The following is a 24,686-nucleotide window of genomic DNA, read 5'->3' as shown; positions in this document are numbered from 1 at the left end:
GGCAATATCGGAAAGCCCGCGCCCGGTGTCCAGATGCCCGCCGATCAATCTTTCGCCTCAGCGTGGAAGCGCCCGTCGTGCCGCCGCCCCGCGCAGGGCGGTTTCCAGATCGTGCCAGGCCGTTTCGGCCATCGACCGGAACACCATCACCCGGAACCGTTGCGGCCCTGTGCGGGTGATCGCCGCCATCATGTGCCGCAGCTCCGTCCGGGCCGTGGCCCCGTCGGCAAAGGCCCCGGCGCGCAGATCCAGGGATGTCAGACGGGCCAGCGTGGCGCGGGCGTCCGGCCCGTCGAGGGCCAGCATCGCCCAACCGTCGGACAAATCGGTCAGCGCGGCGTGTTCGTCCAGCCCCTCCGGGCAGGCACCGATCACCAGCCATTGGTTGCGCGCGAACCACAGCACCTCGGCCATGTCGCCGCGATGGGTTGAACCGGGCGCCGGAAGATCCAGCCCCGCCTCGCGCAACGCACCCGCCAGCGCGGGGCCGCCGCCCCCCGCCACCGACGACAGGGACGGCGAGGGCATCAGCGCGGTCAGCCGCGTCATGGGAAGGGCGGTCAGCGTGGTTTCGCCCAGCCGGATCGCCCGGCCCTTCTCCAGCGGTGGGGCCGCGCCGACATCGGGTGTGGTATGATGCTCAGCCACGCAGGCGCTCCCCCTTGTTGTCGTAGAACACCGGGTCGCAGACCTCACAAATGGCAGTGACCTCACGCAGGTGATCGACCATCCGCACCCGCTCTCCGACCCGTTCCAGACCCCCGATCAGGAATCCCAGCCCCAGGAACCCGCCCAGCGTCGGCGAATACCCGACAGAGGTAACATGCCCCTGTACCTGTTCGCGGACCGGCTCTGCCCCCTCGTCAAAGAGGAATGCCCCGGCAGTCAACTGTTTCACCGCTCCCGCAGGGCGCAGCCCGACCAGCCGGGGCCGGTCCTCGTCCAGCAGGCCCGGACGGCTTGCGGCAGCGCGGCCGATAAAATCCTTTCGGGTGGACATCATGCGGCCGGCATTCAGATCCCCGGCGGTGGTGCGGCCGTCGATCTCCGCATGGGTCAGAAACCCCTTCTCGATGCGCAGCACATTCAGCGCCTCCATCCCGTAGGCCCCGCCGCCGCGCGCTTCCGCCCGCGCAACCAGCAGACGGAACAGGCTTTCTCCGAATCGCGCGGGCACGGCGATCTCGTAGCCGCGTTCTCCCGAGAAGGAGATGCGGAACAACCGCCCCGCGATCCCCGCCACCCGCACCGCCCCGCAGGACATGAAGGGAAAGGCCGTATCGTCCAGCGGACCATCAACCAGATCCGCCAGCAGATCGCGCGCCTGCGGCCCTGCCACAGCGAATTGCGCCCAATGTTCGGTGACGGAGGTCAGGCGCACATCCCAGTCCGGGCGCAACACCTGCGCCGCGAATTCCAGATGCTGCATCACCTGTCCGGCGGCGGCGGTGGTGGTGGTCATCAGGTAATGATCCGGCCCCAGCCGCGCAGTGGTGCCGTCATCCATGACATGCCCGTCCTCGCGCAGCATCAGGCCATAGCGCACCCGCCCCTCCGCCAGGGTGGAGAAGGTATTGGCATAGACGAAATCGAGGAACCGCGCCGCATCCGCGCCCCGGATGTCGATCTTGCCCAGGGTTGAGACATCGGTGACCCCGACCGCGTTGCGCACCATCGCGACCTCCCGGTCGCAGGATTGGCGCCAGGTCACGTCGCCCTTTCGCGGGAAGTAGGAGGGGCGGAACCACAGCCCGGCCTCCACCATCGGGGCGCCCATGGCCAATGCTGCCGCATGGCTGGTGGTCAGCCGGCGCGGCGCGAACCCCTGGCCGCCGCCCCCCGCCCCCATCGCAGCGATGGGCACCGGCACATAGGGCGGACGGTAGGTGGTCGTGCCGGTCTGGGCAATGTCGCGCCCCGTGGCATCGGCCAGCACCGCCAGCGCCGCCATGTTCGACAGCTTGCCCTGGTCGGGGGCCATGCCCTGCGTGGTATAGCGCTTCATATGCTCGACCGAGCGGAAGTTCTCTGCCGCCGCCTGGCGCACGTCCTTGACGGTGACGTCGTTTTGCAGATCCAGCCAGGCACGGCCCCTGCCCGGCACGTACCACAGCGGTGTCGCGCCCTCCGGGCTGTCGGCGACTTCGGGCACAGGCATGTCAGGTGCGGTCAGATCCAGCGCCGCCAGCGCCCGCCGCGCCGCGTCCCGGCCCGAGGCCAGGCAGCCGCGCAGGCCCATAACCCCCGCCGCCGCCCCGGCGGGGACCAGCCCCGGCACCGCGTCGGGCGCGGGCAGGAACATGGCCCGCGCCGCATCCCAGACCGGGCGCCCATTCAAATGGCAGGTCAGGTGCAGCGACGGATTCCAGCCCCCCGACACCGCCAGGCAATCGGTGCGCAGGTGATGTTCTGCCCCGGTGGCATTGCGGATGGTGACGGATTCCAGCTCTGTCCGGCCGGTGGTGTTGCAGATCACCGCACCCGGATAGAATGGCACATCCAGCCCACAGGTCGCATCCGGGCGCGGATCGACCAGCGCGGCCACATGCACGCCCGCAGCGCGCAGGTCGGCAGCCGTGCGATGGGCGTCGTCATTGGTGGCAAAAACCGTCACCGCGCGCCCCGGCGCCACCGCCCAGCGGTTGACATAGGCCCGCAGCGCACCGGCCAGCATCACGCCGGGCCGGTCATTGTTGGCAAAGGCCACGGGGCGTTCCAGCGCGCCGGCGGCCAGCACCGCCTGCCGCGCCACGATCCGCCAGAAGCAATCCAGCGCCGCCCCCTCGGGCCGGGTCCCGACATGGCGCGACACCCGTTCCAGCGCGCCATAGGTGCCCTGGTCATAGACGCCGGTCACGCTGGTTCGGCGCATCACCCGCACGTTGTCCATCGCCTCCAGCGCCGAAACCTGCGCCGCGGCCCAATCGGCACCGGGCGTGCCGTCCAGCGTCTCCCGCTCTGCGTTAAGACGCCCGCCGGGAAGGGCATCCTCATCCGCCAGAATGACATCGGCACCCGCCTCCGCCGCCTGTCGCGCGGCCATCAGCCCAGCCGGCCCCGCCCCGATCACCAACACGTCGCAATGGGCGAACGCCGTCTCGTTCCGGTCGGGATCGGCGCGGCCCGACAATGCGCCCAGACCTGCGGCCCGGCGGATCAGCGGTTCGTAGATCCGTTCCCAGACCTTCAGCCGGGGCAGATGCGGGCCCATCAGCGACTTGTAGTAGAACCCGGCCCCCAGAAAATCGCTGAACAGGTCGTTCACCGCCATCAGATCCCAGTTCACCGACGGCCAGCAATTCTGCGCCCGCGCCTCCAACCCGGCGAAAAGCTCCTGGGTGGTGGCGCGGATGTTCGGTTCCTGCGTCGCGCCTCGGCCAAGGGTGACCAGCGCGTTCGACTCCTCGCTGCCGGCGGTGAAGACACCGCGCGGGCGATGATACTTGAAACTGCGCCCCACCACCCGGATGTCATTCGCCATTAACGCGGAGGCCAGGGTATCGCCCGCCATCCCCGCATACTCCCGCCCGTCGAACCGAAAGCTGATGCGCCGGTCCCGATCAATACGCCCGCCGGTGGCCAGCCTCATGCCGCGCCCTCCCCGCTTGCGACAACGACGTTCTGCACCGCATGGGTCACCGTATCGCGCGTTACCCGCAGCCAGGCGCCGCAGCCCATGGCATGGACCCAATATTCCACGGAGACCCCCGCGGGATTGTCCCGGAGATGCAGGTAGGCGTCCCAATCCGCCCCCCATTCGGCCCCGTCCGGCCGTGCCAGCGCGGCACCGCCATAGGTGAATTCGCGCCGGTCGCGCGTCCCGCAAAACGGACAGCTCAGCCGCATGGGCCTGCCCCCTTCGTCGTTCCCGAAATACGCAGATGCCCCGCGCAGGAACTGCCCCGGCCCCGCTGTGGACGAAACCCCGGCCGCCGCCCTGAAACAGCGCCCTCAATGCAGGTTGTGTTGCGCACCGGTTCCCTCCTCGTCCATCAGCCCGGCCCCATCGCGGAACCGGTTCAGCCGGAACCCCGCCGCCGCCGGATGCGGCCGGTCCGTCGCCAGCAGATGCGCCAGCGCAAAGCCGGAGGCCGGCACCGCCTTGAACCCGCCGTAGCACCAGCCGCAATCCAGGTAGAGCCCGCCGATATCCGTGCGATCGATCACCGGCGAGCCGTCCGGCGTCATGTCCATGATCCCGCCCCAGCTGCGCAGCACCCGCGCCTTGCCGATCGCCGGCATCAGGGTCATCCCCGCCTCCATCACATGTTCCGCCATCGGCAGGTTGCCGCGCTGCGCATAGGAGGGATGAAAATCCAGATCCCCGCCGAACACCAGCCCGCCCTTGTCCGACTGGCTGATGTAGAAATGCCCCATGCCGAAACTCACCACGTGGTCGATCACCGGCTTCAGCCCTTCGGTGACAAAGGCCTGAAGGATATGGCTTTCCACCGGCAGGCGCATCCCGGCCAGTGCTGCCACCTGACCCGAGCGTCCGGCGGTCACGATGGCCACCTTGCGCGCCCGGATCGCCCCGCGCGAAGTCCGGACCCCGGTGACGGCGCCGTTTTCCATGTCGATCCCGGTGACCTCGCAATTCTGGATCAGGTCCACCCCGCGATCCGACGCCCCCCGCGCATAGCCCCAGGCCACCGCGTCATGGCGCGCCGTGCCGCCGCGCGGATGGTAGAGCCCGCCGTAGATCGGGAACCGCCCCTGCTCGAAATCCAGATAGGGCAGCATGGCGCGCACCCCCTCCCGGTCCAGCAGGACAGCATCGTCGCCCTGGTTGATCATCGCATTGCCGCGCCGGGCAAAGGCATCGCGCTGGCCGTCGGAATGGAACAGGTTGATCAGCCCGCGCTGCGAATGCATCACGTTGTAGTTCAGATCGCGTTCCAGCCCCTCCCACAATTTCATCGACAGCGAATAGAATTCGCTGTTTCCCGGCAGGAAGTAATTCGCCCGCACGATGGTCGTGTTGCGCCCGACGTTGCCGCCGCCCAGGTACCCCTTTTCCAGAACCGCGACATTGCTCAGCCCGTGTGCGCGCGCGAGGTAATAGGCGGCGGCCAGCCCGTGGCCGCCGCCGCCGATGATGACGATATCATAGGCGGGCCTGGGCTCAGGGTCGCGCCAATGCGGCCCCCAGCCCCTGTTGCCGGTCAGACCTTCGCGGATCACCCGCCATCCCGAAAACCGCATCTGCCGCTCCTCGCCATCTGCGCAAAGAGAAGCAATTAAGCGCGTCGGGATCAATGCCCCCGCGCGACTTTTCACGATCCACCCGCGCCACCGCCCGGCGCGTCGGCACGATCCCCCCCTCCCGCGCCTGACCCCGTTCGTTCCTCACTCTGCCCCCTTCGGGCGCAAATACCGCAGGGGGGTGAATTGCGCGCAGCGCAAGAGGGGGGACAGCGTCCCCCCTTCCCGTCCTGCCACCGGAACGGCGCGGCGTTACAGCCCCTTCGCCCGGTAGCTTGAGGCAACGCGGGTGATCGACACCAGATAGGCCGCCGTGCGCAAATCCTGCACGTCGGGCCGACCGTGCCAGACCTCGCGCATGGATTGGTAGGCGGTGCGCATCGTGTCATCCAGGCCCGAGCGGACCAACTCCAGCTCATCCGCGCCGCGCAGGTATTTTGCCTTGAAATCCGGAGACATGGACCAGGCCCCGCCCAGGTAGCGGTCCAGCCGCTCCAGCTCCTGCACGATCAGTTCGTGCCGGGCCTCCTCCTGGCGGCGCTGCATTCGGCCGAACCGGATATGGCTGAGGTTCTTGACCCATTCGAAATAGCTGACCGTGACGCCGCCGGCATTGGCGTACATGTCGGGGATGATCACCGTGCCCTTGGCGCGCAGGATGTCATCGGCGCCGGCGGTGATCGGGCCGTTCGCGGCCTCGATGATCAACGGGGCCTTGATCCGGGGCGCATTCTCCATGGAAATCACCCCCTCCAGCGCGGCGGGGATCAGGATGTCGCATTCCTCCTCCAGCACGGCGGCGCCATCGGCGCTATGGATGGCGTCGGGAAAATCGCGCACACCGCCATGCTTGGCGATCCACTCGTGCACGGCGCGCACGTCCAGCCCGTCGGGATTGAAAAGCGCCCCGTCGCGTTCGATGATGCCGGTGACCCGCGCGCCATCCTCCTCGCGCAGGAACAGCGCCGCGTGGTAGCCGACATTGCCCAGCCCCTGCACGATGACCCGCTTGCCATCCAACGTACCGGACAGCCCTGCCTTGGCGATGTCATCGGGATAGCGGAAGAACTCGCGCAGCGCGTATTGCACCCCCCGGCCCGTCGCCTCCACCCGACCGGCGATACCGCCTGCATTGGGCGGCTTTCCGGTGACGCAGGCGCGGGAATTGATGTCGGTGGTGTTCATCCGTGCATATTGGTCGGCCATCCAGGCCATTTCCCGTTCGCCCGTGCCCATGTCCGGGGCGGGGACGTTCTGGGCGGGGTGGATCAGGTCGCGCTTGATCAGTTCATAGGCAAAGCGGCGGGTGATCTGCTCCAGCTCGTGCTCTTCCCACGCCCGCGGGTCGATGCGCAGCCCGCCCTTGGAGCCGCCGAACGGCGCCTCCACCAGCGCGCATTTGTAGGTCATCAGCGCCGCCAGCGCCTCCACCTCGTCCTGGTGCACGGCGGTGGCAAAACGGATGCCGCCCTTGACCGGTTCCATGTGCTCCGAATGGACCGAACGATAGCCGGTAAAGGTATGGATCTGGCCGCGCAGCCGGACACCGAACCGCACGGTATAGGTGGCGTTGCAGACCCGGATCTTCTCTTCCAGCCCCGGCGGCAGGTCCATCAGGGCCACCGCCCGGTTGAACATCAGGTCGACACTCTCGCGAAAGCTCGGTTCTCTGGCGGCTGACATCCGCATCCCTCCATCCTGGTGCGATCCCGGCGCGGGGCCGATCAGCTGCCCCGTGTCCTCCGTCGCCGGGGAAGTGTGGCACGGGATTATCGCAGTTTCGAGACAAACCTACCCCGATTCTCCCCCGTTCCTGCCCAGCCTCTGCCACGCCCCTGCCCCGCACCGGCCCCGCCTTGCCTGTTCCGGGCCGCGAACAATGCGCCAACGGCCCCGCAATTGTCCGCCGCAGCGCGGCAGCAGGGCGCGGCGGAACCGCATTGCCGCCCTAATTTCGCCCGATAGAGAAACTACGCCTCTACTCCACGGCCTGTGATGAGAGGGGAATCATCATGCGCCTCTGGAAAGTGGGTAGATGGTAAACAACACCAAGAAGCTGAAGCGACAAGGAGCCGGGCCCCGCCCGCGCCGCGCCGCCGTGGTGTCCCGCCTGGTCGGGTTCGCACGCGACGAAAACGGCGTGATGGTTCCGCTGACGCTGTTTCTGTTCCTGATCATGCTGATCGGTGGCGGCATGGCCTATGATTTCATGCGCTTCGAAATGGAGCGCGTGCGCCTTCAGGCGGTGATGGATCGCGCCCTGCTGGCTGCCGCCAACACCAAGAACGACCTTGAACCAAAGGAAATCGTGAAGGATTATTTCGCCAAGGCAGACATGGCCAGCTATCTTGACCCCGATGACATCTCGGTCATCAACCGGGCGGGGTATCGCCGGGTCGAGGCCCAGGCGAACAAGCAGATCTCGACCCAGTTCATCGGCCAGGTCGGGGTAGATGTGCTGGATGTGTCCGCCCGTGGCATCGCCGAGGAATCGATCGGCAATGCCGAAGTGTCGCTGGTGCTGGACATTTCCGGCTCCATGGGGCGCAGCAGCCGGCTGAGCAACATGCGGACCGCGGCCAAGGAATTCGTCGACACGGTGATCAAGGAGGACACCGAAGACCTCGTCTCCGTGTCTCTTGTCACCTATTCCTCGCAGGTCAATCCTGGCCGCGATATCATGACCCGGCTGAACGTCACGCAGTTGCATGACTATTCCCACTGCATCGAATTCAAGGACAGCGATTTCGACACCACCGCGATTTCGCCCGACACGTCCTATACGCAATTCCCGTTCTTCGCGGACAATTACGACACCGGCGGCTACATCGACAGCCCGGAATGCCCGGACGAGAGCTTCGAGGAAATCGTGCCCTTCTCGCAGAGCACGGCCAAGCTGAAGGACGTCATCGGCGATCTTCAGGCACGGGAGAACACGTCGATCCACCTGGGCATGAAATGGGGTGTGGGCCTTCTGGATCCGGCCTTCCAGCCGATTATCCAATCCATGGCCGAGGCCGATGACAATGGCGGCAGCGAACTGGTGCCCGACGTCTTTGCCGACCGCCCGACCGCCTGGACCGCCGGCGCATTGAAAACCGTGGTGCTGATGACCGACGGCGAGAACGTCAAGACCATCCGCATCCGTGACGAGGCCTACGAAACCCCGTCGATGCGCTATCACTGGGCCTACAACGAATTGTCCAGCTGGCTGGACGAGCATGTCGACGAAGACAAGCACGACGATTACTACCGCACGGCCTATACCGCCGACGAGGGCGACGACCTGCTGGACCGGATCTGCACCGAAGCCAAGAAAAAGGGCATAATCGTCTGGACCATCGGCTTCGAAGTCAACAATGACGGGGCCGATGTGATGGAAGATTGCGCCTCCTCGCCCGCGCATTTCTACCGTGTGGAGGGGATCGAGCTTTCGGAGGCCTTCGGCTCCATCGCACGGCAACTGAACCAGCTGAGGCTGATCCAGTGAGACACCGCATCCTGTCCCGTCTCCGCCGGTTTTCCGGCGACGAAAGTGGTACCTCCACGGTGGAATTCGCCTTTGCCTTCTTCATCCTGTTCATCACCGCGATGTCCGGGGTTGAACAGGGCATGATGACGCTGAAACAGACCATGCTGGAACGCGGGCTGGACCTGGCCGTGCGCGACTTGCGCCTGATTTCGGGCAACGAGGTGCAGCACGCGGACATCAAGGATCGGATCTGCTCCTATGCCGGGTTCATCCCCGATTGCGAGGAAACGCTGCGGCTGGAGATGAAACCGACCAATCTGCGCTCCAACTACGTGGAATTCACCAACAGCACCGATTGCATCGACCGCAGCGAAGAGGTGACGCCCGTGCGCCAATTCACCAACGGTGGCCAAAACGAACTGATGCTGCTGCGCGCCTGCGTGAAGATCAAGCCGATCTTCCCCGGTGCCGGGCTGGGCAAACAGGTGATGAAGGACGGCAATGGTGAAATCAGCATCTTCTCCCTCAGCGCCTTTGTGAACGAGCCGAAGTGATGACAGCCCTTCGCCGCCATATCCTGCGCTTTGCCCGCCGCGAGGACGGGTTCCTTGCAGCCGAGTTCATCATCATGTTCCCGCTGCTGATCTGGGCCTTCCTTGCGATCTACGGTTTCTACGACGTGATGCGCGTGAAGGTGCAGAATGAAAAGGCCGCCTATTCGATCTCGGACATGCTCTCGCGGGAAACGCAGTACATCACGCCGACCTATATCTCGAACACCAAGAAGTTCTACGATTACCTGCTGAACGGCGGCAACAACAGCGCGCTGCGCGTCAGCTCCGTGCGCTATTCCGACAGCGACGATCAGTACAAGATCACCTGGTCCCAGGTCCGCGGCGGCCAGTCCGCCCTGACCAGCAGCGACATCTACGATTACCACGATCACCTGCCCATCCTCGCCTCCGGAGACGAGCTGATCCTGGTCGAGACATGGAACGATTACGAGTTCCCCGTGGAAACCGGAATCGACGATTTCACCATGACCACCTTCGTCTTCACCCGGCCGCGTTTTGCCGCGCAGCTGAAGTTCGACCCCGACGGCTGAGGCCCGGCGCCCGGCTCAGCCCTCCCTGCGGGCCAGCATCACCGACAGTACATCGGCCATGGCCCGCGCCTCCGCCGCGCGGGTCAGCCCGCCGACACCGACCCGACGCCGCGCCTGCCAATAGACCCCCGGCCGCCAGCGCGCCGCCACCGGCCGGGACAGTCGCAGGATGAACCCGTTCGATGGCTTGAAGGCAAAGAACCCGCGATCCACGCTGGCGATATCGGTGATCCGCGTGATCTCGTGGCCGCTGCTGTCGCACAGCGCCTCCTCGGTCAGGGTCAGGGTCAGCGCGGTGGCTTGGTACATGCGCAACGCCGCCCAGCCCGTCAGCCCCGCCATCGCCAGAAGCATCATCCGCCATGGCAGCGCGGCCGGCGCCTCTGCCAGGGCCAGCAGGGTCAGCACCGCAGCCAGCCCGCCCAGAACGGCCAGCCCGGTCACCCGGCGTGCCTGGCTGACCTCCAGCATTGCCAACACGCCGCTGTTCCCTCCTGCGCTTCCGGTGCCGTCACCCCGCCCGGCGCTGTCCCGTGTCTCGTTCGGCTGTGCATTCATGCGCCATCCCCCTGCCCTGATGCAGCCCTGCCCCTACTTGGTTGTCCCCGTTCTGGCAACTACATCCATCCCAGCGAGAGGAGACCGCCATGTCCATCAGACCGACCCTTGAAACCCGCCTGGCCCAGCCCACGATCGAGGGCGCCGGTGTGAATCTTCACCGCGCCTTCGGCTTTCACAACCCGTCGCAGCTGGACCCTTTCCTGTTGTTCGACGACTTTCGCGGCGAGACGCCCGCCGATTATCAGGCGGGGTTCCCCTGGCACCCCCACCGCGGGATCGAGACGATCACCTATGTCCTGTCAGGCAGTGTCGATCACGCCGACAGCCTGGGCAACACAGGCACGCTCGGCGCGGGGGATGTGCAATGGATGACGGCCGGATCCGGTATCCTGCATCAGGAAATGCCGACCGGGTCGCAATCGGGGCAGATGCACGGCTTCCAGCTTTGGGCCAATCTGCCCGGCGCGCTGAAGATGACCGATCCGCGCTACCAGGACGTGCCCTCGCGAGAAATTCCAGAGATCACCGACGATGACGGCACCCGCGTGCGGGTGATCATCGGCACCTTCTGGGGCAGGACCGGGCCGGTGGACGGGATCGCGGCGGACCCGCAATACCTCGACATTTTTGTCCCGGCAGGAGTGAAGAAGACGTTCCCGGTGGACACTTACCGCCGCGCCTTCGCCTATATCTTCGAAGGCTCCGGCGCCTTTTCCGATGCCAGCGCGCCCACAGGCGTGCTGCTGGAAAAGGAGGTCATGGGCCAGGAGGTCAACATCCGCGACATGTCCGGCAACCGCACCCTGGTCCGTTTCGGCACCGGGGATGAGGTCACGGTGCAGGCCGGCGAGGAAGGGCTGCGCTTTCTCCTTATCTCGGGCGCACCGATTCAGGAGCCGGTCGCCTGGCACGGACCCATCGTGATGAATCGGGCCGAGGAAATCCGCCAGGCTCTGGCGGAGCTGAAGAACGGCACCTTCATCCGCCCCGCCCATTGATCGCCCGGGGGCGCCCATGCCCATGCCCCCAACCACATCTGCACGGGCACGGGCGCCGCACCCCTATTTGCCGCCACCGGCGCGGCGCACGGCACGGGCGGTCGGGTCAGGCCGCCACCAAACGGCGCACCATCTCCCAGTATCGCGCCTCGATCTCCACCAGGGACAGGCGGCCGCCGGCGCGGAACCAGGTCGTGACGCCGGTCAGCATGGCGATGATCGCCAGCGCCGTCAGCTTGGCGTCCTCGGGATGCATCCGGCCCTGCGCTGCCCCGGCCTCCAGGATCGCGCCCAGCCGCGCCTCGTAGCGGCCGCGCAGCGCCTCGATCTCAGCGAAATTCGCGGGCGAGAGGTTGCGCAGTTCCATGTAGGAGATGAACACCTCATCCGGACGTTCGGAATGGAACCGGATATGGAACCGGGTGAATGCTTCCAGCGCCGCGACCGGATCATCATCGGGCAGGGCGACGGCATCCAGCGCCAACAGCAGCTCGGCCATGTGGCTGTGCATCAATCCGGCCAGCAGGCTCTGCTTGTCGGCAACGTGATTATAGAGCGCGCCGACCTGCACGCCGGTCTCCGCCGCGATCTGGCGCATGGAAACGGCGGCATAGCCGTGGCGGGCGAACAACGTCAGTGCCGCCCTGCGCAGGCGGTCGGCGGTCGATGCGGTGGAAGATCCAGACGGGCGTGCCATCCGTCCAAACTACATGAACAGCCGTTCAGCTCACAAGTCCCCATCGCCACCCTTGCGCGCCTTCGGCACGCCCCGCACCGGAACCGCACCCGCCCCAACCCGGCCTGGGCCGCGCACGCCCAGGCCAGGCGGGTCGGGCGGGCGTCTCGCCTCTTGCCTTGGCGCCCGGCGTCGGGCAAACCATCCCCATGCGCCACCTGCCCCGCCTTCTGTCGCCCGCGCTTCTGACGCTGGCCTTGTTCCTGCCCGCAGGTTGCGCCCGGTTTCCCGACCTGGATGCCACCATCACCGCCGAGGCCCGCGCCGCCGACTACCCCGACCTGCTGCCGATCTCGGACGTCCTGTCCGTGGCAGAGGATCCCGCCCGCCTGGCCCCCGCGGATGGCGACAGCCTGGACGCCCGCGCCGCCGGGCTGCGCGCCCGGGCCGACCGGTTGCGCCGCCACCGCATGGCCCCGCTCCCCACACCCCGCTGACCTGTGTCGGGCGCCAAATCCCATTTGCCGCGTTGCGCCGCGCCGCCGAAGGCAATAGTGCAGCACCCGACGTGACCGCCTGACAGGAGACTACAGAATGACCGAACCGCTTCGCCTTGGGATCGCCGGTCTGGGCACCGTGGGGGTGGGCGTCATGCGCATCCTGCAAAAGGAGGTCGACCTGCTGGAGGCCCGCACCGGACGCCGCATCGTGCTGAACGCCATTTCAGCGCGCAGCCGCGCCAAGGATCGCGGCGTCGACCTGTCCGGCTACGAATGGGAGGACGATCCCGTCACCCTGGCCCGCCGCGACGACATCGACATCTTTGTCGAACTGATGGGCGGCTCCGACGGACCGGCCAAGGCCGCGACCGAAGCGGCGCTGGACGCCGGCAAGGACGTGGTCACCGCGAACAAGGCGATGATGGCGATCAACGGCCAGGCCCTGGCCGAACAGGCCGAACGCATGGGCCGCGTCATCCGCTTCGAAGCCGCTGTCGCCGGTGGCATCCCGGTGATCAAATCCCTGTGCGAAGGGCTGGCCGGCAACCGCATCACCCGGATCCTGGGCGTGATGAACGGCACCTGCAACTACATCCTGACCCGGATGCAATCCGCCAAGCTGACCTACGAGGAGGCCTTTGAAGAGGCCAACCAGCTCGGCTTTCTGGAGGCCGACCCCCAGCTGGACGTCGGCGGGATCGACGCCGGGCACAAGCTGGCGCTGCTCGCCTCCGTCGCCTTCGGCACCCAGGTCGATTTCGCCGGGGTGGAGCTGGAAGGCATCGGCCGCATCACGATCGAGGACATCAACGCCGCCGCCGACATGGGCTTTCGGATCAAGCTGCTGGGCACCAGCCAGATGGCCGAAGGTGGTCTGGAACAGCGTATGGCGCCCTGCCTCGTGCCGGCGACCAGCCCGCTGGGGCAACTCGAAGGCGGCACCAACATGGTGGTCCTCGAAGGCGATTCCGTGGGCCAGATCGTGCTGCGCGGCGCCGGCGCGGGCGAAGGGCCGACCGCCTCCGCTGTGCTGTCGGACATCTGTGACATCGCACGCGGCTTCCGCTACCCGGTCTTTGGTCAGCCGGCCGGCTCGCTGATCGCCGCGACCCCGTCGCAATCCAACACCGCCGCGCCGTTCTACCTGCGCTTTGCCTTGCAGGATCGCCCCGGTGCCCTGGCCAAGGTCGCCGCGATCCTGGGGGAGGCCGGCGTCTCCATCCACCGCATGCGGCAATACGATCACGACGGCGTCGCGGCCCCGGTCCTGATCGTGACCCACGCCACCCCGCGCGCGGCGCTGGACCGCGCCATCGCGGGCATGACCGCGACGGATGTGGTCGACGGCGAGCCTGTCGCCCTGCGCATCGAAGCGGTCTGAGGCTGGGCGCGGACGCTTGGACTTCCTGGGCATCTCCGCCTCGCTGACCGGGCGCCGCTGGATCGGCCCCTCGCCCGAGGTCGAGCGCCAGGCCGAGGCGCTGGCCCAGTCCGACCATCTGCCCCTGGCGCTGTGCCGTGTGCTGGCCCGGCGCCAGGTCACGCCGGGCAGCGCCGCAACCTTCCTGAACCCGCAGATCCGTGACCTGCTGCCCGATCCCCGCAGCCTGCGCGACATGGAAACCGCCGCCGCCCGGTTCCTGCGTGCGGTGGAACGGCAGGAACGGATCGCCATCTTCGCCGATTACGACGTCGACGGCGGCACCTCCGCTGCGCTGCTCATCGACTGGCTGCGCCGCAAGGGCCTGCACCCGACCCTCTACATCCCCGATCGCATCGACGAGGGCTATGGCCCCAACGTCCCCGCCATGCGCGACCTGGGGGCCGCCCACGACCTGATCCTCTGCGTCGATTGCGGCACACTCAGCCACGAACCGGTCGCGGCGGCGGGCTGCGATGTCGTCATCCTCGATCACCACCTGGGCGGGGAGACCCTGCCCGATTGCCTCGCCGTGGTGAACCCCAACCGCCAGGACGAGAGCGGGGAACTGGCCCATCTCTGCGCCGCCGCCGTTGTCTTCCTCATGCTGGTGGAGGCCAACCGCCAACTGCGCGACCAGGGCCAGACAGGCCCGGACCTCCTGTCGATGCTCGACCTTGTGGCCCTGGCCACGGTCGCCGATGTCGCGCCTCTGATCGGGGTGAACCGCGCCCTGGTCAGGCAGGGCCTGCGCGTCATGGCCCGCCGAGAACGCCCCGGCCTGGTCGCCCTGTCCGATCTTGGCCGGATCACCACCGCCCCCACCTCGCACCACCTGGGCTTCATCCTTGGCCCGCGCGTGAACGCCGGTGGCCGGGTCGGTCGCGCCGATCTGGGCGCCCGCCTTCTGGCCACCGATGACCCGGCCGAAGCCCAGGCCATGGCCGAAAAGCTGGACCAGCTCAACACGGAACGCCGGGAGATCGAGGCCCAGGTCCGTGCCGCCGCCCTGGCCCAGGCAGAGGAACGCGGCCTGGACGCGCCACTGGTCTGGGCCGCTGGCGAAGGTTGGCACCCCGGCGTCGTCGGCATCGTCGCCTCCCGCCTGAAGGAGGCCACCAACCGCCCTGCCGTGGTGATCGGTCTCGACGGGGCGGAGGGCAAAGGCTCCGGCAGGTCCATCGCCGGAATCGACCTGGGTGCCGCCGTCCAGCGCCTGGCCGCGGAGGGCGCCCTGCTCAAGGGCGGAGGCCACAAGATGGCCGCCGGCCTGACCGTGGCACGCGACGCCCTCCCCGACGCGATGGCCCGTCTCTCAGCACTGCTGGAGAAACAGGGCGCGGGGGAGGCAGGCCCCGCCGATCTCCGCCTCGACGGGCTCTTGATGCCCGGCGCCGCCGATGTCGATCTGGTACACCAGGTCGAATCGGCCGGCCCCTTCGGCGCGGGTGCCGCCGCCCCGCGCTTTGCCTTTGCTGACATGCGCATCGCCTCCGCCCGCCGAATCGGAGACACGCATCTCAAGATCGCTTTCACCGACGGCATGTCCCCCCGGCTCGACGCCATCGCCTTCGGCGCCTTCGACACCGCGCTGGGCCCCGCCCTGGAGGGCCACAACGGCCGCCGCTTTCACCTTGCCGGCCGGTTGGAGATCAACGACTGGGGCGGCCGTCAGCGTCTCCAGCTGCGCCTGGACGACGCCGCACCCGCAAGTGAGCGCTGACATCGCCTCGGCTTTCCGCCACCTTCCCCATGGTCACGCGAAAATCCTGAGATTCGGTAAAATTTCCGCTTGCTCCTCCTCCAAACCTCCCCTAAATAGCGCCTCACGCCACAGAGTGGCCCGTTCGTCTATCGGTTAGGACGCCAGGTTTTCAACCTGGAAAGAGGGGTTCGATTCCCCTACGGGCTGCCATTTTCCTACGCATCTTGGCGTTTCCTCCTATTCAAAGCTCAGAGAAATTGCACACCGCAAGACACAGGTCAGAAGATACTGTAGCAGGCGCGGCCGTTTCGTTTTGCTGAGTAAAGCGCCTTGTCTGCCGCGGCGAGGACTTTCACGGGTTCGACCTTCGCGAAATCGATAGAGCGGGAGAGTCCGATGCTGGCGGCGATCTTGCAGGATTGTCCCTCGTATTGAATCGGCTCACTGATACGATCGATCAAACGCTGGGCGATCTGTGCAAGGCGCGCACGTGCGGTCAATCCTTCGAAGATCAGCACGAATTCATCACCACCAATACGTGCCACAAGGTCTTCCTGACGGGTTTCTTCCACCATGATGCGCGCCACCCTTTGCAAGACCGCGTCTCCCGCGGCATGGCCGTGCGCATCATTGACCGCCTTGAAAAAGTCGAGGTCCAGATGGGCCAGGGAAAACGCGCGCCGGGTCCGGACGAGCCGATCCAGCACCTGGTCCATGGCACGGCGGTTCTTCAGGCCGGTCAGCGTGTCGGTATAGGCCTGCACTTCAGCAGCGAGCTTGGCACCCTGCAACTGCCTGTTCAGCCGTCGGGAGGCTGACATCGCCGCGCTTTTGGCTTCGACGAGGTAGAGCACCTCTATGGTCAGTTCCGTCGCAGCGAAATCGGTGCTGTTCAACGAAAAGTCGCGCACAGCATCCAGGATGGTAAAACCGAAGGACAAATTGACAAGAACTGCGCCAACTGGCGTGGTAATCGGTGTGACGATACCCTTGAGCGGCGTGTGCGGGGACGCGCTGGGGTGCAGGTAGAGAGTGCGCGCGCAAGCTTCTAATGGAACCATCCCGGTCCTCACTGCGCGGGGCCGCAGGATCGAGAATACTTGGTCAAACCTGCGGCCGATCAACGGGTTGTCGAAGATCTTTTGCGATGTCGGCCCCGAATGCCGGATCAGACCTGCCGCGTCCACGATCACATGCATCGGCATCAACCGGTCCAGCGCCGCATTGGGCAGGCCCCATGCCCCGGTATCCGCCGCTTTCACAACCGCGCCCTCCTTTTCGGAAGTCCCGTTCCGAGTATTCGCAGTCCCATGCGCGGCAGGACCGCAGCTCAAAGCGAGTCTTCGCGCGTGCATCTTGCGAGGATTTTCGGGTTGGGTCATCCCAAGCTTGCGCCCAGATCAAACTGGCGCCCCTCTGCAAAGGCTTGCTCCACCATCTTGACGTCGATCTCCGCAACTCCGTCGGCAATGCCGATACGCTCCAACACGACCAATGCGCCGTAATCGTCTGCCATGGCGCGCAGCACCCCGATCAGGACGAACGAGACGCCTGGGAAAGGTTCCCGACAACGGATGCGATATTGCCCCGCCCCCTGTTCCAGCAATTCCATGGCAGGAATGTCCAGGTCGGCGACGGCAAGCCGCGCCCGGTCCGGCAAATCGTCAAGGGAGTACAGAAAATCTTCGAACGTCACGCCGGCAAAGCGCAGCAACCGTCGCAAACCTTCGCAATTCGGATGTGACACGAGGTAGGTTCCCAAATCCTCCAGCAATGCGGTCGGTCGCTTTTTCAGAAGATCGCAGGCCGCGACGACGACGTCGCGTGTAAGGCCCGCATCATAGATCAGCATCGCCTCGAAATCGGCGAAGGGAAGATTGGCATGAAGCCCGATTTCCGCCCACATTTCCGAGCCATAGATATCCATCAGGAAGTTCTGAATCGCCTTGTTGACCAACCCGTGCATGAGATCCGCATGCTCCTTTCACGGGAGCAGCTTGCACGGCAGAACTTAACAATTCCCCAATACCTGCAATTCGAGGGATATTGTCGGTCAGAAATCCGTCGGCGCTCCGCCTTCGGCGCGCCGTTTCTCCACGAATTCTTCCAATGCGGCCCGCGCCTTGTCTGCCATGGGGGGCGGCATATAATCCTCCAGGATATTCTGATAGATCACATGCGCCCGTTCGGCAGTCCAGAGACCGCCCGCCCCTTCCCAGGCCTCAAAATTCCGCCAATCCGAAGCAAATGGTTGGTAGAATGCGGTTTCATACCGATCCTGCGTATGCTGCGTGCCGAAGAAATGGCCGTCATGGCGAACTTCGCGCATCGCCGCCAACGCCAGTTCGTCATGCCCCGTGGCGCAGATTTCCGGTTCGAAATAGCGCTGGATCATCTGCAACACCTCGCAATCCATCACGAATTTCTCGGGGGAGGCGATCAGACCGCCTTCAAGCCAGCCTGCCGCATGGTAGACCATATTGGCCCCCGATTGCACTGCGGACCAAAGCGAATTCGACGTCTCCCACATCGCTTGCCCGTCGGGCACATTGGCCGCGCAGACGCCCGAGGCGCGCATCGGCAAACCATAGAATCGGCACATCTGCCCGGTCATCTGGGTGGCGCGCATGTATTCGGGCGTGCCAAAGGCCGGCGCCCCGGATTTCATGTCGACATTGGAGGTAAAGGTGCCAAAGGCACAGGGCGAACCCGGACGGATGTATTGCGCCAGGACAATGGCTGACAATCCTTCGGCGAGAGATTGCGCGACCGCACCCGCCATGGTGACAGGCGCCATGGCGCCGGCCAGGGTAAAAGGCGAGACGACCAGCCCTTGGCCACGCCGCGCCAACCGTATCCAACCATCCAGCATGGGATGGTCGTGTTTCAGAGGGGAGGTTGAGTTGATATTCGTGAATATGTGGGGTGTTGCAGTGAATTCTTCATCCGAAAACCCACCCGCGAGGCGAGCCATTTCCATCCCGTCCTCGACCCGTTCCGGGCCCAGGGAATAGGCATGTGGCACCTTGTCGGTCAGGGTCAATTTGTCGAACAGAACGTCCAGGTGACGCGTCGCGGGGTGCAGGTCGACCGGCTCCACCGGATAGCCACCGGCAAAGTGGATACAGTTAAAATATTGCGTCAGTTTGAATAGATTCGCACAGTAATCACGGGTTCCCGGCACCTTTCTTCGCAGGCCAAGATCCCAGTAGTTCGGTGGCGAAGAGACGTTGCCAAATAGGATATTCCGCCCACCCAACGCAATCTTTCGGGCGGGATTACGGGGGGTTATGGTGAATTCGGACGGCACATGGGACAGCATTTCCGTCACGAATTCCCGGTCGAAATAGACGATATCCCCTTCGATCTTGCAGCCGGCACCGGCCAGAATGGTGCGGGCTTCCGGATTGAGCATGGCAATGCCGATCTCCTCCAGGATCGTCATGGCGGTCTTGTGCAGGGCGTGAACTCCGTCCTCCGTCAGGGGTTCGGTCGGGGCGTCCGTGTTGACAGGAATGCGCCATGCGCTTTGCACGATCGCGGCCGCGCCGCGCCGCGCCGCATGACCGCGCCGCCCGCCGTTGCGACGGCGTTTCGGGGCGGGAGTGTCAGCTGGTTTCGCTATGTCCGGCATGTGCAAACTCCCTGTGCTGAGGTTCAGAAAACCGGCACATGACTGCAATTGCCGCGCCAATCACGACGGTTTTCGTCGCATTCGGACAGCGAAGCCCCTCCTCCAGAAAAAAAGGCGACCTGCCCGACCCGCCCCACCAGGTCCATGCCACATTTTTCGCATTGTGCGGGGGTCAGCTGGCCGGGGCCTGCCGTCCCAACCACTCCGGGAGATACCCGATATGGGGCAGGATCGCATCGGCGTGGGGCGCCAGTTCGGCCTGCGTTGCAGGGCCGGTCAGGACGCCGACACGGATCATGCCCGCGCGTTCGGCGGCGTGCAGATCATGCAAGCTGTCCCCGACCATGACCACGCTGGCCGGGAGTAGGTCCAATTTGTCACAAAATGCCAGCAAGGGGGCGGCATCGGGTTTGGCGCCATGACCAGAATCGAAGCCTGCGACGAAATCGAATAGGCCGTACAGGCCCGCCGCTTCAAGTTGACCGAAGGCTCCGACCTCGCTGTCGTTGGTAATCACGCCCAGGCCCAGGCCGCGCCCGCGCAAATCATCCAGCAACGGAGCAAGCGGCACGGGCGGCACGGGAACGGCGGCGGCCGCGCGTCGCGCCAAGAATTCCTCCAAGGCAATCAATGACATGCCCGGCAGGCAAGTCAGCAGACATTCCGCAGCCTGCCGGTTGGTCCCCGCGATCACCGGGCTGTCCGGCCGGAACCGCCCCGCCCCGAGATCGAAAAGAACCGCATTGGCCAGATCCCGCCGCAAACCCTCATTTCCGGCGGACAATTCCGCAAGGATTTCAAGACACCATGCATTCCACGTCGCACCGAATTCGAACAGGGTTCCGTCCTTGTCGAACAACACGCCCTTGATTGTCATACCGCCCTGCCCCGGTCCCAGCCTCGCTACGGCAGAGTGCGAAGACACCTTCCGCGGGGCAAGTGATTCGCACATCCGAAGTGAATCTTCCCCCACCGCGAGAAAACCGCCCAGGCCTCCTTCGGCGAGCGAGCCGATCGCCCCCATCACGGGCCGAAACGTCGTTCAGGTCCAGTGGGTCTGCGCGCCACCGGGCAGCGCCATGCGCGCCTGCATCGGCACCTCGTAGGCCAGGCCCTCCGCATCGCAGAACCCGACCACCCAGGCGTCGTCCATCAGCAGAAAATCCAGCACCGCGCCCGGCAGATCAGCACCGCCAGCCGTGCTGCGCAGATCATCCGGTGAAAGGCCGGATGCCCCCATGAAAACGCCCAGAAGTTCTGGATCGGCAGCCAGCCATGCCAGCGCCCGTGCACCGATTTCCTCGGCCCTATCGGTTGTCATCGCCATCTTTCCCCTGAACTCCGCAACGAATTCTTAACTACTTTCGAACATCCCTGTCTTGGGCAGAAAAGAAACACAAGCAGGTGAGACACGTTAATGCCAGGCCGAATTCTTGTTCTCGATCCAGATCTGACCAGTCGCATTACGGCATGTGCCACTCTGACCGGCGCATTTTATGACGTGATGGCAGCCGCCTCCATTGCAGAGGCCAGCCGCACGCTGGCCGATCATGACAGCGCCATGGTGATCGCGACCGGCACTGGCGACCCATCGTCCGCCTGTGGCGCCTTGCGCGCGCATCCACGCCTGGGTCAGCATCTTCTGGTGGTCGATGCGCCCGCACCAGCCAGCACTGCGAGCTGCATCGCGGCAGGCGCAGATGACGTGATCGACCTTGCCGCCGATCCCGAAGGGGCCCTGGCCCGGATCGCGGCGCTTTTCCGTCTGCGCGCCCAGCATGGTGCCTTGCAGCCGGTGGGCGCGCAGCCAGCCCTGCCTGGACTGGCCGAAGCGCCGGCCATGCTGGTCGCGCGGGGCCATGTCGCGCTTGTTCACCAGAGTGAGGAGGCGGCCCGCGATTGGCTCCGTACCCTTGCCCCGCACACGTCATTTCGCCTTCGCGGACTGGACCTTGGTACGGCAAGCGCCTGCACAGGGGCCGATCTGCGCGGTGAAATCGTTGTTTTGGCGCTGGAGCCGCGCAGTTGCGACCGTGCCTTGCGCCTGCTGGCCGAGATGCGGACCAACCCTTCCACCAGTGAGACGGAAATACTGCTGATCGACGACGGCGCCGGCCCTGCCCGGGTGAAGGAGGCACTGGCCCTGGGCGCCACCGCCGCCACGCGTGCGGGTTTCGAGGTGAAGGAACTGGCAGCCCGCCTGGCAGCCCTACAGGGGATTCACGCCCGCCGCGTCGCCCTGCGCCGGGCCTTGCGCGATCGGCTGCGGGCGTCGGTCACCGATCCGTTGACAGGGCTGTACAACCGCCGCTACGCGATGCCGCGCCTATCCGAAATCGCTGCAACATCAAATTGTTACACTGTCATCATCGCAGATGTAGATCATTTCAAATCGGTGAATGACCGCCACGGGCATCAGGCGGGGGATGCCGCGCTGATCGCGTTGTCGGATCATTTCCGTTGTCGCCTGCGCTCGGGCGACCTTCTTGCCCGCATCGGGGGGGAGGAGTTCCTGCTGGCCCTGCCCGACACCCCGCTGGAGGATGCCACGCAGATCGCGCGACACCTCTGCAAAGGGGTGGCCGCACGGCGTTTCGACGTGCCGGGGCTGGCATTGCCGCTGCGACTTTCCGTGTCCGCCGGCGTGGCGGAGGCGCAGGGAACGGGGCGTCGACCGATCGGCCCCCACGCGATCGAGGAAGGGCCACGCGCGGTTCTGGATCTGGCAGATCGTGCGCTCTACGCCGCCAAGGCACGCGGCCGCAATCGGGTTGAGACGGTCCCGCTGACCCTGCCAGCGCAGCCCGCGCCCCGCACCGCAGGATTGAAAGCCGGGTGAAGCATGCCATGCAAATGGGCAGCCGGAGCACGAAGGTCACCAGCGCGCCAGTCCCGCTGCCGACGGGATCGCAGAGCTGCACGGGCTACGCCAATTTCGAAGCAGGCCCTTGTCGCGCAGTGGCGAAACTGGTTCCTTGCGGGGATCACTCCGTGGCTGCGGCCTCGGGCTTGCGGTTCATCTTTCGATCAAGTCGTTCTTCGAACCGGCGCAGCCCCTCTTCGAGGCGCTGGGCATAGGCCATGCGCTCAGCCTCCGTCATCGCGTCGATATGGTTCAACAGCGCGGCGGTGGCCGCCTGCTGCCGTCGCACCACGAAGTCTGTCTGGTTTTCAAGCGATTGGCGCACCGCATCCGGGCGGTAGGGGGTGGCTCGCAGGGCCTGAAGAACCGCGTCGTACTCCGCGCGCACCTCATCCATGCTAGGGCGGTCCGGGCGTGTCTGGCGGCCGATCTCCCGACCGATGGCACGCCGTTCCTCGCCGTCCAGCGCCAGGGTCAGCGGACCGCCGGAGCGGTCGTGATGCCGCGCATTCTTCTTCGGCTCTCCCTTCAACAGGGCACCGGCGACCAGCCCTGCCACCAGCAGGTTCAGCGCGAGTGACAGAAATAGCAGTCCTTTGGTCAACGCCGGTCCCCGACCGAAACGCGACCCGTCGCGGGGCGATTTGTCGTCAGAAGCCATGGGTCATCCTTCCACCTGGGCAATTTCGAACGGGGTCAGAGGATCGACGAGGTACAGATCCTCGGTGCTCTCCTGCCCCAGGTAACGGGCCATCTCGCTTTCCAGCGCGAGGGGCGGGTTGGCTCCGATCCAAACCCCGGCCACTGTGGCCGCTGCCAGCCCGGCCAGTCCCCGCCGCCCGCCGATGCCGCCAAACAGCGCAAACCAACCACTTCGGGCGTAGCCACGCCGGGTCGCCGCCAGGCGTGCAGCGGCGCTGTCGGCCGCAATGTCTTTGCGGGTCTGCTGTTCCGTCTCCGCATCGGCAAGGATGCGCGCGAACAGCGCATCTTCTGGTTCTGGCGGAGCGGTGCGGACGCTCGCAAAGAGGTCGTCCAGTTCTGCTTCCGGCAACAGGGGCACCGTGCCCCTCGAATCCTTGCGCTCAGTCATCGTAATACCCCAATTCTTCGCGCCGTCCGGCCAACAGCGCAGCCAGGGCGCGTTTCCCCCGTGCGGTCAGGCTTTCCACGGCTTCGGTGCTGATCTTCATGATCTCGGCAATCTCGGGATTGCCCAGCCCGTCGATATGGCGCAGGACCACCGCCTGGCGTTGCCGGTCGGGCAATTCGGCCAGGGCAGCGTTCAAGGCCGCGTTCCGGCTGGCCTCCTGCATACGGGACGCCACGCCGGGTGTTTCATCCGCCGGTTCGGGCACCGCGTCGATATCGGCAGTGCCACGCCGTCGGCGCAGGCGGTCGGTGCACAGATTGGCCGTCACCCGGTAGAGCCAGGTTGTGACCTTTGCCTCGCCCTGGCGCCAGTCCGGCGCAACCCGCCAGAGGCGCAGCATCGCCTCCTGTGCGATATCCTCGGCCTCCGCGCGATCGCCCAGCAGGCGGAAGGCGTGTCCGAAAACGCGCGGCACCAACCGTTCCGTCAATTGACGTGCCGCGGCGGGATCCCCGTTGGCATAGAGCACAAGCAGGGCCTCGTCCGGGGCGGATCTGGGGTCATCAAAAGCCATATCGTCCATGCGGTACCGGCGTAACGCCTTCTGTCGGGGCAGGCAATGCACCCGGCGCCGGGCCTATTTGCCCCGACACACGTGAGAGGGGGGGGGCAAAGGTGGCACAGGGTGCGGGCATCGCCCCGCACCCGTCGGGTGCGAAGACGGGCGTGGCGGACAGCGGGCCCGCCACGCTGCGCGGTCAGCCTTCGTTGTCACCATGCTGATGCTGGCGCTTGTGCTCGTGACGATGTTCGCCGCCACGATGGTCATCGCGCTTCATCCGACGTTCGCCTTTCTTGCCCGCATCGGCCATTTCCTCGGCCGAGATGGCGCCGTCCTTGTCCTTGTCCAACCGCTCGAACATGCGGGTGGTGCGGTCCGGCCCGGCTTCCAATTCGGCGGCGGAGACCTTGCCATCGTCATCGGCATCCAGGCGCGCGATCATGCGACTGGCCATCTTGTCCATGCGCTCCGCCTTGGCCGCTTCGCGGGCCTTCGCGCGCTCTTCTTCGCGGGCCTTCATGCCGGCAACCATTTCATCGGCCGACAGGAAGCCATCGCCATCGGCATCGGCCTTGGCAAAGCGGTCGGCGGCGCGGGCGCGGATTTCGTCCTGGGTGACCTTGCCGTCGCCATTGGTGTCCATCTGTTCAAACCGGGCCTCGGGGCCCATGCGGTCGCCGCCGCGGGGGTGGGCCATCGCGCCGGCTGCGCCGGTCAGGGCCATCGCGGTCAGGGTGCCGAGAAAAATGATGCGTTTCATCGTTGATACTCCGTTTCAGGTTCTCGATGCGAGGAGTGTTCTGCCCGTCATCTGCAAACTCAAACGGCCCGGCCCGGCGCTTCCGTCGCAGAAAATTGCAGACCCTCCGAAAAAAAGTCCGGACTTCGGGCG

Annotated in this window: 24 protein-coding genes and 1 tRNA gene; 9 read left to right on the top strand and 16 right to left on the bottom strand. The window is 65.8% G+C overall.

Features of this window, described 5'->3' with window-relative positions; genetic code table 11:
• Nucleotides 1-57: 57 nt before the first annotated feature.
• The 5 genes from G5A46_RS10765 to G5A46_RS10745 all read right to left on the bottom strand — a co-directional run bounded on the left by G5A46_RS10765 (nt 58) and on the right by G5A46_RS10745 (nt 6,888).
• On the bottom strand, nt 58-648 hold the full coding sequence (locus G5A46_RS10765; RefSeq protein WP_163849393.1) for a sarcosine oxidase subunit gamma: 591 nt from the start codon (nt 646-648) through the stop codon (nt 58-60).
• Nucleotides 641-3,589, bottom strand: a complete 2,949-nt coding sequence (locus tag G5A46_RS10760) for a sarcosine oxidase subunit alpha family protein (RefSeq protein WP_163849392.1) — start codon at nt 3,587-3,589, stop codon at nt 641-643. The genes G5A46_RS10765 and G5A46_RS10760 overlap by 8 nt, the downstream gene beginning before the upstream one ends.
• Nucleotides 3,586-3,846, bottom strand: coding sequence for a sarcosine oxidase subunit delta (locus G5A46_RS10755; RefSeq protein ID WP_163849391.1), 261 nt, complete (start codon nt 3,844-3,846; stop codon nt 3,586-3,588). The genes G5A46_RS10760 and G5A46_RS10755 overlap by 4 nt, the downstream gene beginning before the upstream one ends.
• Before the next feature lie 105 nt (nt 3,847-3,951).
• Complete coding sequence (locus tag G5A46_RS10750) at nt 3,952-5,205, bottom strand: sarcosine oxidase subunit beta family protein (RefSeq protein WP_163849390.1); 1,254 nt, start codon at nt 5,203-5,205, stop codon at nt 3,952-3,954.
• Between the two features lie 252 nt (nt 5,206-5,457).
• Nucleotides 5,458-6,888, bottom strand: coding sequence for a Glu/Leu/Phe/Val family dehydrogenase (locus G5A46_RS10745; protein WP_163849389.1), 1,431 nt, complete (start codon nt 6,886-6,888; stop codon nt 5,458-5,460).
• Nucleotides 6,889-7,240: 352 nt separating this feature from the next.
• On the opposite strand from G5A46_RS10745, the gene G5A46_RS10740 reads away from it, so the two are divergent.
• Genes G5A46_RS10740 through G5A46_RS10730 form a run of 3 tightly spaced genes read left to right on the top strand, consistent with a single transcriptional unit; the run spans nt 7,241 to nt 9,782 of the window.
• Nucleotides 7,241-8,695: a TadE/TadG family type IV pilus assembly protein gene (locus tag G5A46_RS10740; RefSeq protein ID WP_163849388.1), complete on the top strand. Its 1,455-nt coding sequence runs from the start codon at nt 7,241-7,243 to the stop codon at nt 8,693-8,695.
• Nucleotides 8,692-9,231 (top strand): TadE/TadG family type IV pilus assembly protein, encoded by a 540-nt coding sequence (locus tag G5A46_RS10735; RefSeq protein WP_163849387.1) that lies wholly within the window; start codon nt 8,692-8,694, stop codon nt 9,229-9,231. Before G5A46_RS10740 ends, G5A46_RS10735 begins: the two co-directional genes overlap by 4 nt.
• Nucleotides 9,231-9,782 (top strand): TadE/TadG family type IV pilus assembly protein, encoded by a 552-nt coding sequence (locus tag G5A46_RS10730; protein WP_163849386.1) that lies wholly within the window; start codon nt 9,231-9,233, stop codon nt 9,780-9,782. The genes G5A46_RS10735 and G5A46_RS10730 overlap by 1 nt, the downstream gene beginning before the upstream one ends.
• A 15-nt stretch (nt 9,783-9,797) precedes the next feature.
• On the opposite strand, the gene G5A46_RS10725 is transcribed toward G5A46_RS10730, so the two are convergent.
• Entirely contained in the window at nt 9,798-10,340 is a 543-nt protein-coding gene (locus G5A46_RS10725; protein ID WP_163849385.1) for a hypothetical protein, read from the bottom strand.
• Between the two features lie 89 nt (nt 10,341-10,429).
• Between G5A46_RS10725 and G5A46_RS10720 the strand changes: the two genes are divergently transcribed.
• A complete protein-coding gene (locus G5A46_RS10720) occupies nt 10,430-11,341 on the top strand; it encodes a pirin family protein (RefSeq protein WP_163849384.1) in 912 nt (303 codons plus the stop codon).
• Between the two features lie 106 nt (nt 11,342-11,447).
• On the opposite strand, the gene G5A46_RS10715 is transcribed toward G5A46_RS10720, so the two are convergent.
• Nucleotides 11,448-12,038, bottom strand: a complete 591-nt coding sequence (locus tag G5A46_RS10715) for a TetR/AcrR family transcriptional regulator (protein WP_163849383.1) — start codon at nt 12,036-12,038, stop codon at nt 11,448-11,450.
• Between the two features lie 188 nt (nt 12,039-12,226).
• Here G5A46_RS10715 and G5A46_RS10710 point away from each other — a divergent pair, with 188 nt between their 5' ends.
• The 4 genes from G5A46_RS10710 (at nt 12,227) to G5A46_RS10695 (ending at nt 15,852) form a co-directional block, all read left to right on the top strand.
• Entirely contained in the window at nt 12,227-12,514 is a 288-nt protein-coding gene (locus G5A46_RS10710) for a hypothetical protein (RefSeq protein WP_163849382.1), read from the top strand.
• A gap of 97 nt (nt 12,515-12,611) precedes the next feature.
• A complete protein-coding gene (locus G5A46_RS10705) occupies nt 12,612-13,898 on the top strand; it encodes a homoserine dehydrogenase (protein ID WP_163849381.1) in 1,287 nt (428 codons plus the stop codon).
• Nucleotides 13,899-13,914: 16 nt separating this feature from the next.
• Nucleotides 13,915-15,660, top strand: a complete 1,746-nt coding sequence (gene recJ / locus G5A46_RS10700; protein WP_163849380.1) for a single-stranded-DNA-specific exonuclease RecJ — start codon at nt 13,915-13,917, stop codon at nt 15,658-15,660.
• A 117-nt stretch (nt 15,661-15,777) separates the two neighbouring features.
• A tRNA-Glu gene (locus tag G5A46_RS10695) sits at nt 15,778-15,852 on the top strand.
• Between the two features lie 68 nt (nt 15,853-15,920).
• Here G5A46_RS10695 and G5A46_RS10690 read toward each other — a convergent pair.
• The 5 genes from G5A46_RS10690 to G5A46_RS10670 form a co-directional block, all read right to left on the bottom strand.
• Nucleotides 15,921-16,904, bottom strand: a complete 984-nt coding sequence (locus G5A46_RS10690; RefSeq protein WP_239520757.1) for a GGDEF domain-containing protein — start codon at nt 16,902-16,904, stop codon at nt 15,921-15,923.
• Nucleotides 16,905-17,020: 116 nt separating this feature from the next.
• Nucleotides 17,021-17,608, bottom strand: coding sequence for a heme NO-binding domain-containing protein (locus G5A46_RS10685; RefSeq protein WP_163849379.1), 588 nt, complete (start codon nt 17,606-17,608; stop codon nt 17,021-17,023).
• Nucleotides 17,609-17,695: 87 nt separating this feature from the next.
• Nucleotides 17,696-19,276, bottom strand: a complete 1,581-nt coding sequence (locus G5A46_RS10680) for a trimethylamine methyltransferase family protein (protein ID WP_163849378.1) — start codon at nt 19,274-19,276, stop codon at nt 17,696-17,698.
• Between the two features lie 172 nt (nt 19,277-19,448).
• Nucleotides 19,449-20,300 (bottom strand): HAD family hydrolase, encoded by an 852-nt coding sequence (locus G5A46_RS10675; protein WP_338050034.1) that lies wholly within the window; start codon nt 20,298-20,300, stop codon nt 19,449-19,451.
• Between the two features lie 18 nt (nt 20,301-20,318).
• Nucleotides 20,319-20,603: a DUF3572 domain-containing protein gene (locus tag G5A46_RS10670; RefSeq protein WP_163849377.1), complete on the bottom strand. Its 285-nt coding sequence runs from the start codon at nt 20,601-20,603 to the stop codon at nt 20,319-20,321.
• A gap of 90 nt (nt 20,604-20,693) precedes the next feature.
• Between G5A46_RS10670 and G5A46_RS10665 the strand changes: the two genes are divergently transcribed.
• Nucleotides 20,694-22,115: a GGDEF domain-containing response regulator gene (locus G5A46_RS10665; protein WP_163849376.1), complete on the top strand. Its 1,422-nt coding sequence runs from the start codon at nt 20,694-20,696 to the stop codon at nt 22,113-22,115.
• Between the two features lie 145 nt (nt 22,116-22,260).
• Here the strand turns inward: G5A46_RS10665 and G5A46_RS10660 are convergent, their stop codons facing one another.
• The 4 genes from G5A46_RS10660 to G5A46_RS10645 all read right to left on the bottom strand — a co-directional run bounded on the left by G5A46_RS10660 (nt 22,261) and on the right by G5A46_RS10645 (nt 24,554).
• Complete coding sequence (locus G5A46_RS10660) at nt 22,261-22,800, bottom strand: periplasmic heavy metal sensor (protein ID WP_163849375.1); 540 nt, start codon at nt 22,798-22,800, stop codon at nt 22,261-22,263.
• Between the two features lie 3 nt (nt 22,801-22,803).
• On the bottom strand, nt 22,804-23,232 hold the full coding sequence (locus G5A46_RS19630) for a dihydroorotate dehydrogenase (RefSeq protein WP_204318726.1): 429 nt from the start codon (nt 23,230-23,232) through the stop codon (nt 22,804-22,806).
• On the bottom strand, nt 23,225-23,815 hold the full coding sequence (locus tag G5A46_RS10650; RefSeq protein ID WP_163849374.1) for an RNA polymerase sigma factor: 591 nt from the start codon (nt 23,813-23,815) through the stop codon (nt 23,225-23,227). Before G5A46_RS10650 ends, G5A46_RS19630 begins: the two co-directional genes overlap by 8 nt.
• 175 nt (nt 23,816-23,990) lie before the next feature.
• Entirely contained in the window at nt 23,991-24,554 is a 564-nt protein-coding gene (locus G5A46_RS10645) for a CREC-EF hand family protein (RefSeq protein ID WP_239520754.1), read from the bottom strand.
• Between the last annotated feature and the right edge of the window lie 132 nt (nt 24,555-24,686).

The sequence above is a fragment of the Pseudooceanicola aestuarii genome (assembly GCF_010614805.1).
In the GTDB taxonomy this organism is placed as follows: domain Bacteria; phylum Pseudomonadota; class Alphaproteobacteria; order Rhodobacterales; family Rhodobacteraceae; genus Pseudooceanicola; species Pseudooceanicola aestuarii.
This window is presented reverse-complemented; position numbering and strand designations above follow the sequence as displayed.

Bases quoted from the DNA above. Each gene is read 5' to 3' on its own strand.
- G5A46_RS10750 (WP_163849390.1), bottom strand. From the start codon at position 5,205: ATGCGGTTTTCGGGATGGCGGGTGATCCGCGAAGGTCTGACCGGCAAC.
- G5A46_RS10670 (WP_163849377.1), bottom strand. From the start codon at position 20,603: ATGGCGATGACAACCGATAGGGCCGAGGAAATCGGTGCACGGGCGCTG.
- G5A46_RS10760 (WP_163849392.1), bottom strand. From the start codon at position 3,589: ATGAGGCTGGCCACCGGCGGGCGTATTGATCGGGACCGGCGCATCAGC.
- G5A46_RS10645 (WP_239520754.1), bottom strand. From the start codon at position 24,554: ATGAAACGCATCATTTTTCTCGGCACCCTGACCGCGATGGCCCTGACC.
- G5A46_RS10660 (WP_163849375.1), bottom strand. From the start codon at position 22,800: ATGGCTTCTGACGACAAATCGCCCCGCGACGGGTCGCGTTTCGGTCGG.
- G5A46_RS10650 (WP_163849374.1), bottom strand. From the start codon at position 23,815: ATGGACGATATGGCTTTTGATGACCCCAGATCCGCCCCGGACGAGGCC.
- G5A46_RS10705 (WP_163849381.1), top strand. From the start codon at position 12,612: ATGACCGAACCGCTTCGCCTTGGGATCGCCGGTCTGGGCACCGTGGGG.
- G5A46_RS10710 (WP_163849382.1), top strand. From the start codon at position 12,227: ATGCGCCACCTGCCCCGCCTTCTGTCGCCCGCGCTTCTGACGCTGGCC.
- G5A46_RS10685 (WP_163849379.1), bottom strand. From the start codon at position 17,608: ATGCACGGGTTGGTCAACAAGGCGATTCAGAACTTCCTGATGGATATC.
- G5A46_RS10725 (WP_163849385.1), bottom strand. From the start codon at position 10,340: ATGAATGCACAGCCGAACGAGACACGGGACAGCGCCGGGCGGGGTGAC.
- G5A46_RS10720 (WP_163849384.1), top strand. From the start codon at position 10,430: ATGTCCATCAGACCGACCCTTGAAACCCGCCTGGCCCAGCCCACGATC.
- G5A46_RS10730 (WP_163849386.1), top strand. From the start codon at position 9,231: ATGACAGCCCTTCGCCGCCATATCCTGCGCTTTGCCCGCCGCGAGGAC.
- G5A46_RS10755 (WP_163849391.1), bottom strand. From the start codon at position 3,846: ATGCGGCTGAGCTGTCCGTTTTGCGGGACGCGCGACCGGCGCGAATTC.
- G5A46_RS10665 (WP_163849376.1), top strand. From the start codon at position 20,694: ATGCCAGGCCGAATTCTTGTTCTCGATCCAGATCTGACCAGTCGCATT.
- G5A46_RS10680 (WP_163849378.1), bottom strand. From the start codon at position 19,276: ATGCCGGACATAGCGAAACCAGCTGACACTCCCGCCCCGAAACGCCGT.
- G5A46_RS10675 (WP_338050034.1), bottom strand. From the start codon at position 20,300: ATGGGGGCGATCGGCTCGCTCGCCGAAGGAGGCCTGGGCGGTTTTCTC.
- G5A46_RS10715 (WP_163849383.1), bottom strand. From the start codon at position 12,038: ATGGCACGCCCGTCTGGATCTTCCACCGCATCGACCGCCGACCGCCTG.
- G5A46_RS10745 (WP_163849389.1), bottom strand. From the start codon at position 6,888: ATGTCAGCCGCCAGAGAACCGAGCTTTCGCGAGAGTGTCGACCTGATG.
- G5A46_RS10740 (WP_163849388.1), top strand. From the start codon at position 7,241: ATGGTAAACAACACCAAGAAGCTGAAGCGACAAGGAGCCGGGCCCCGC.
- G5A46_RS19630 (WP_204318726.1), bottom strand. From the start codon at position 23,232: ATGACTGAGCGCAAGGATTCGAGGGGCACGGTGCCCCTGTTGCCGGAA.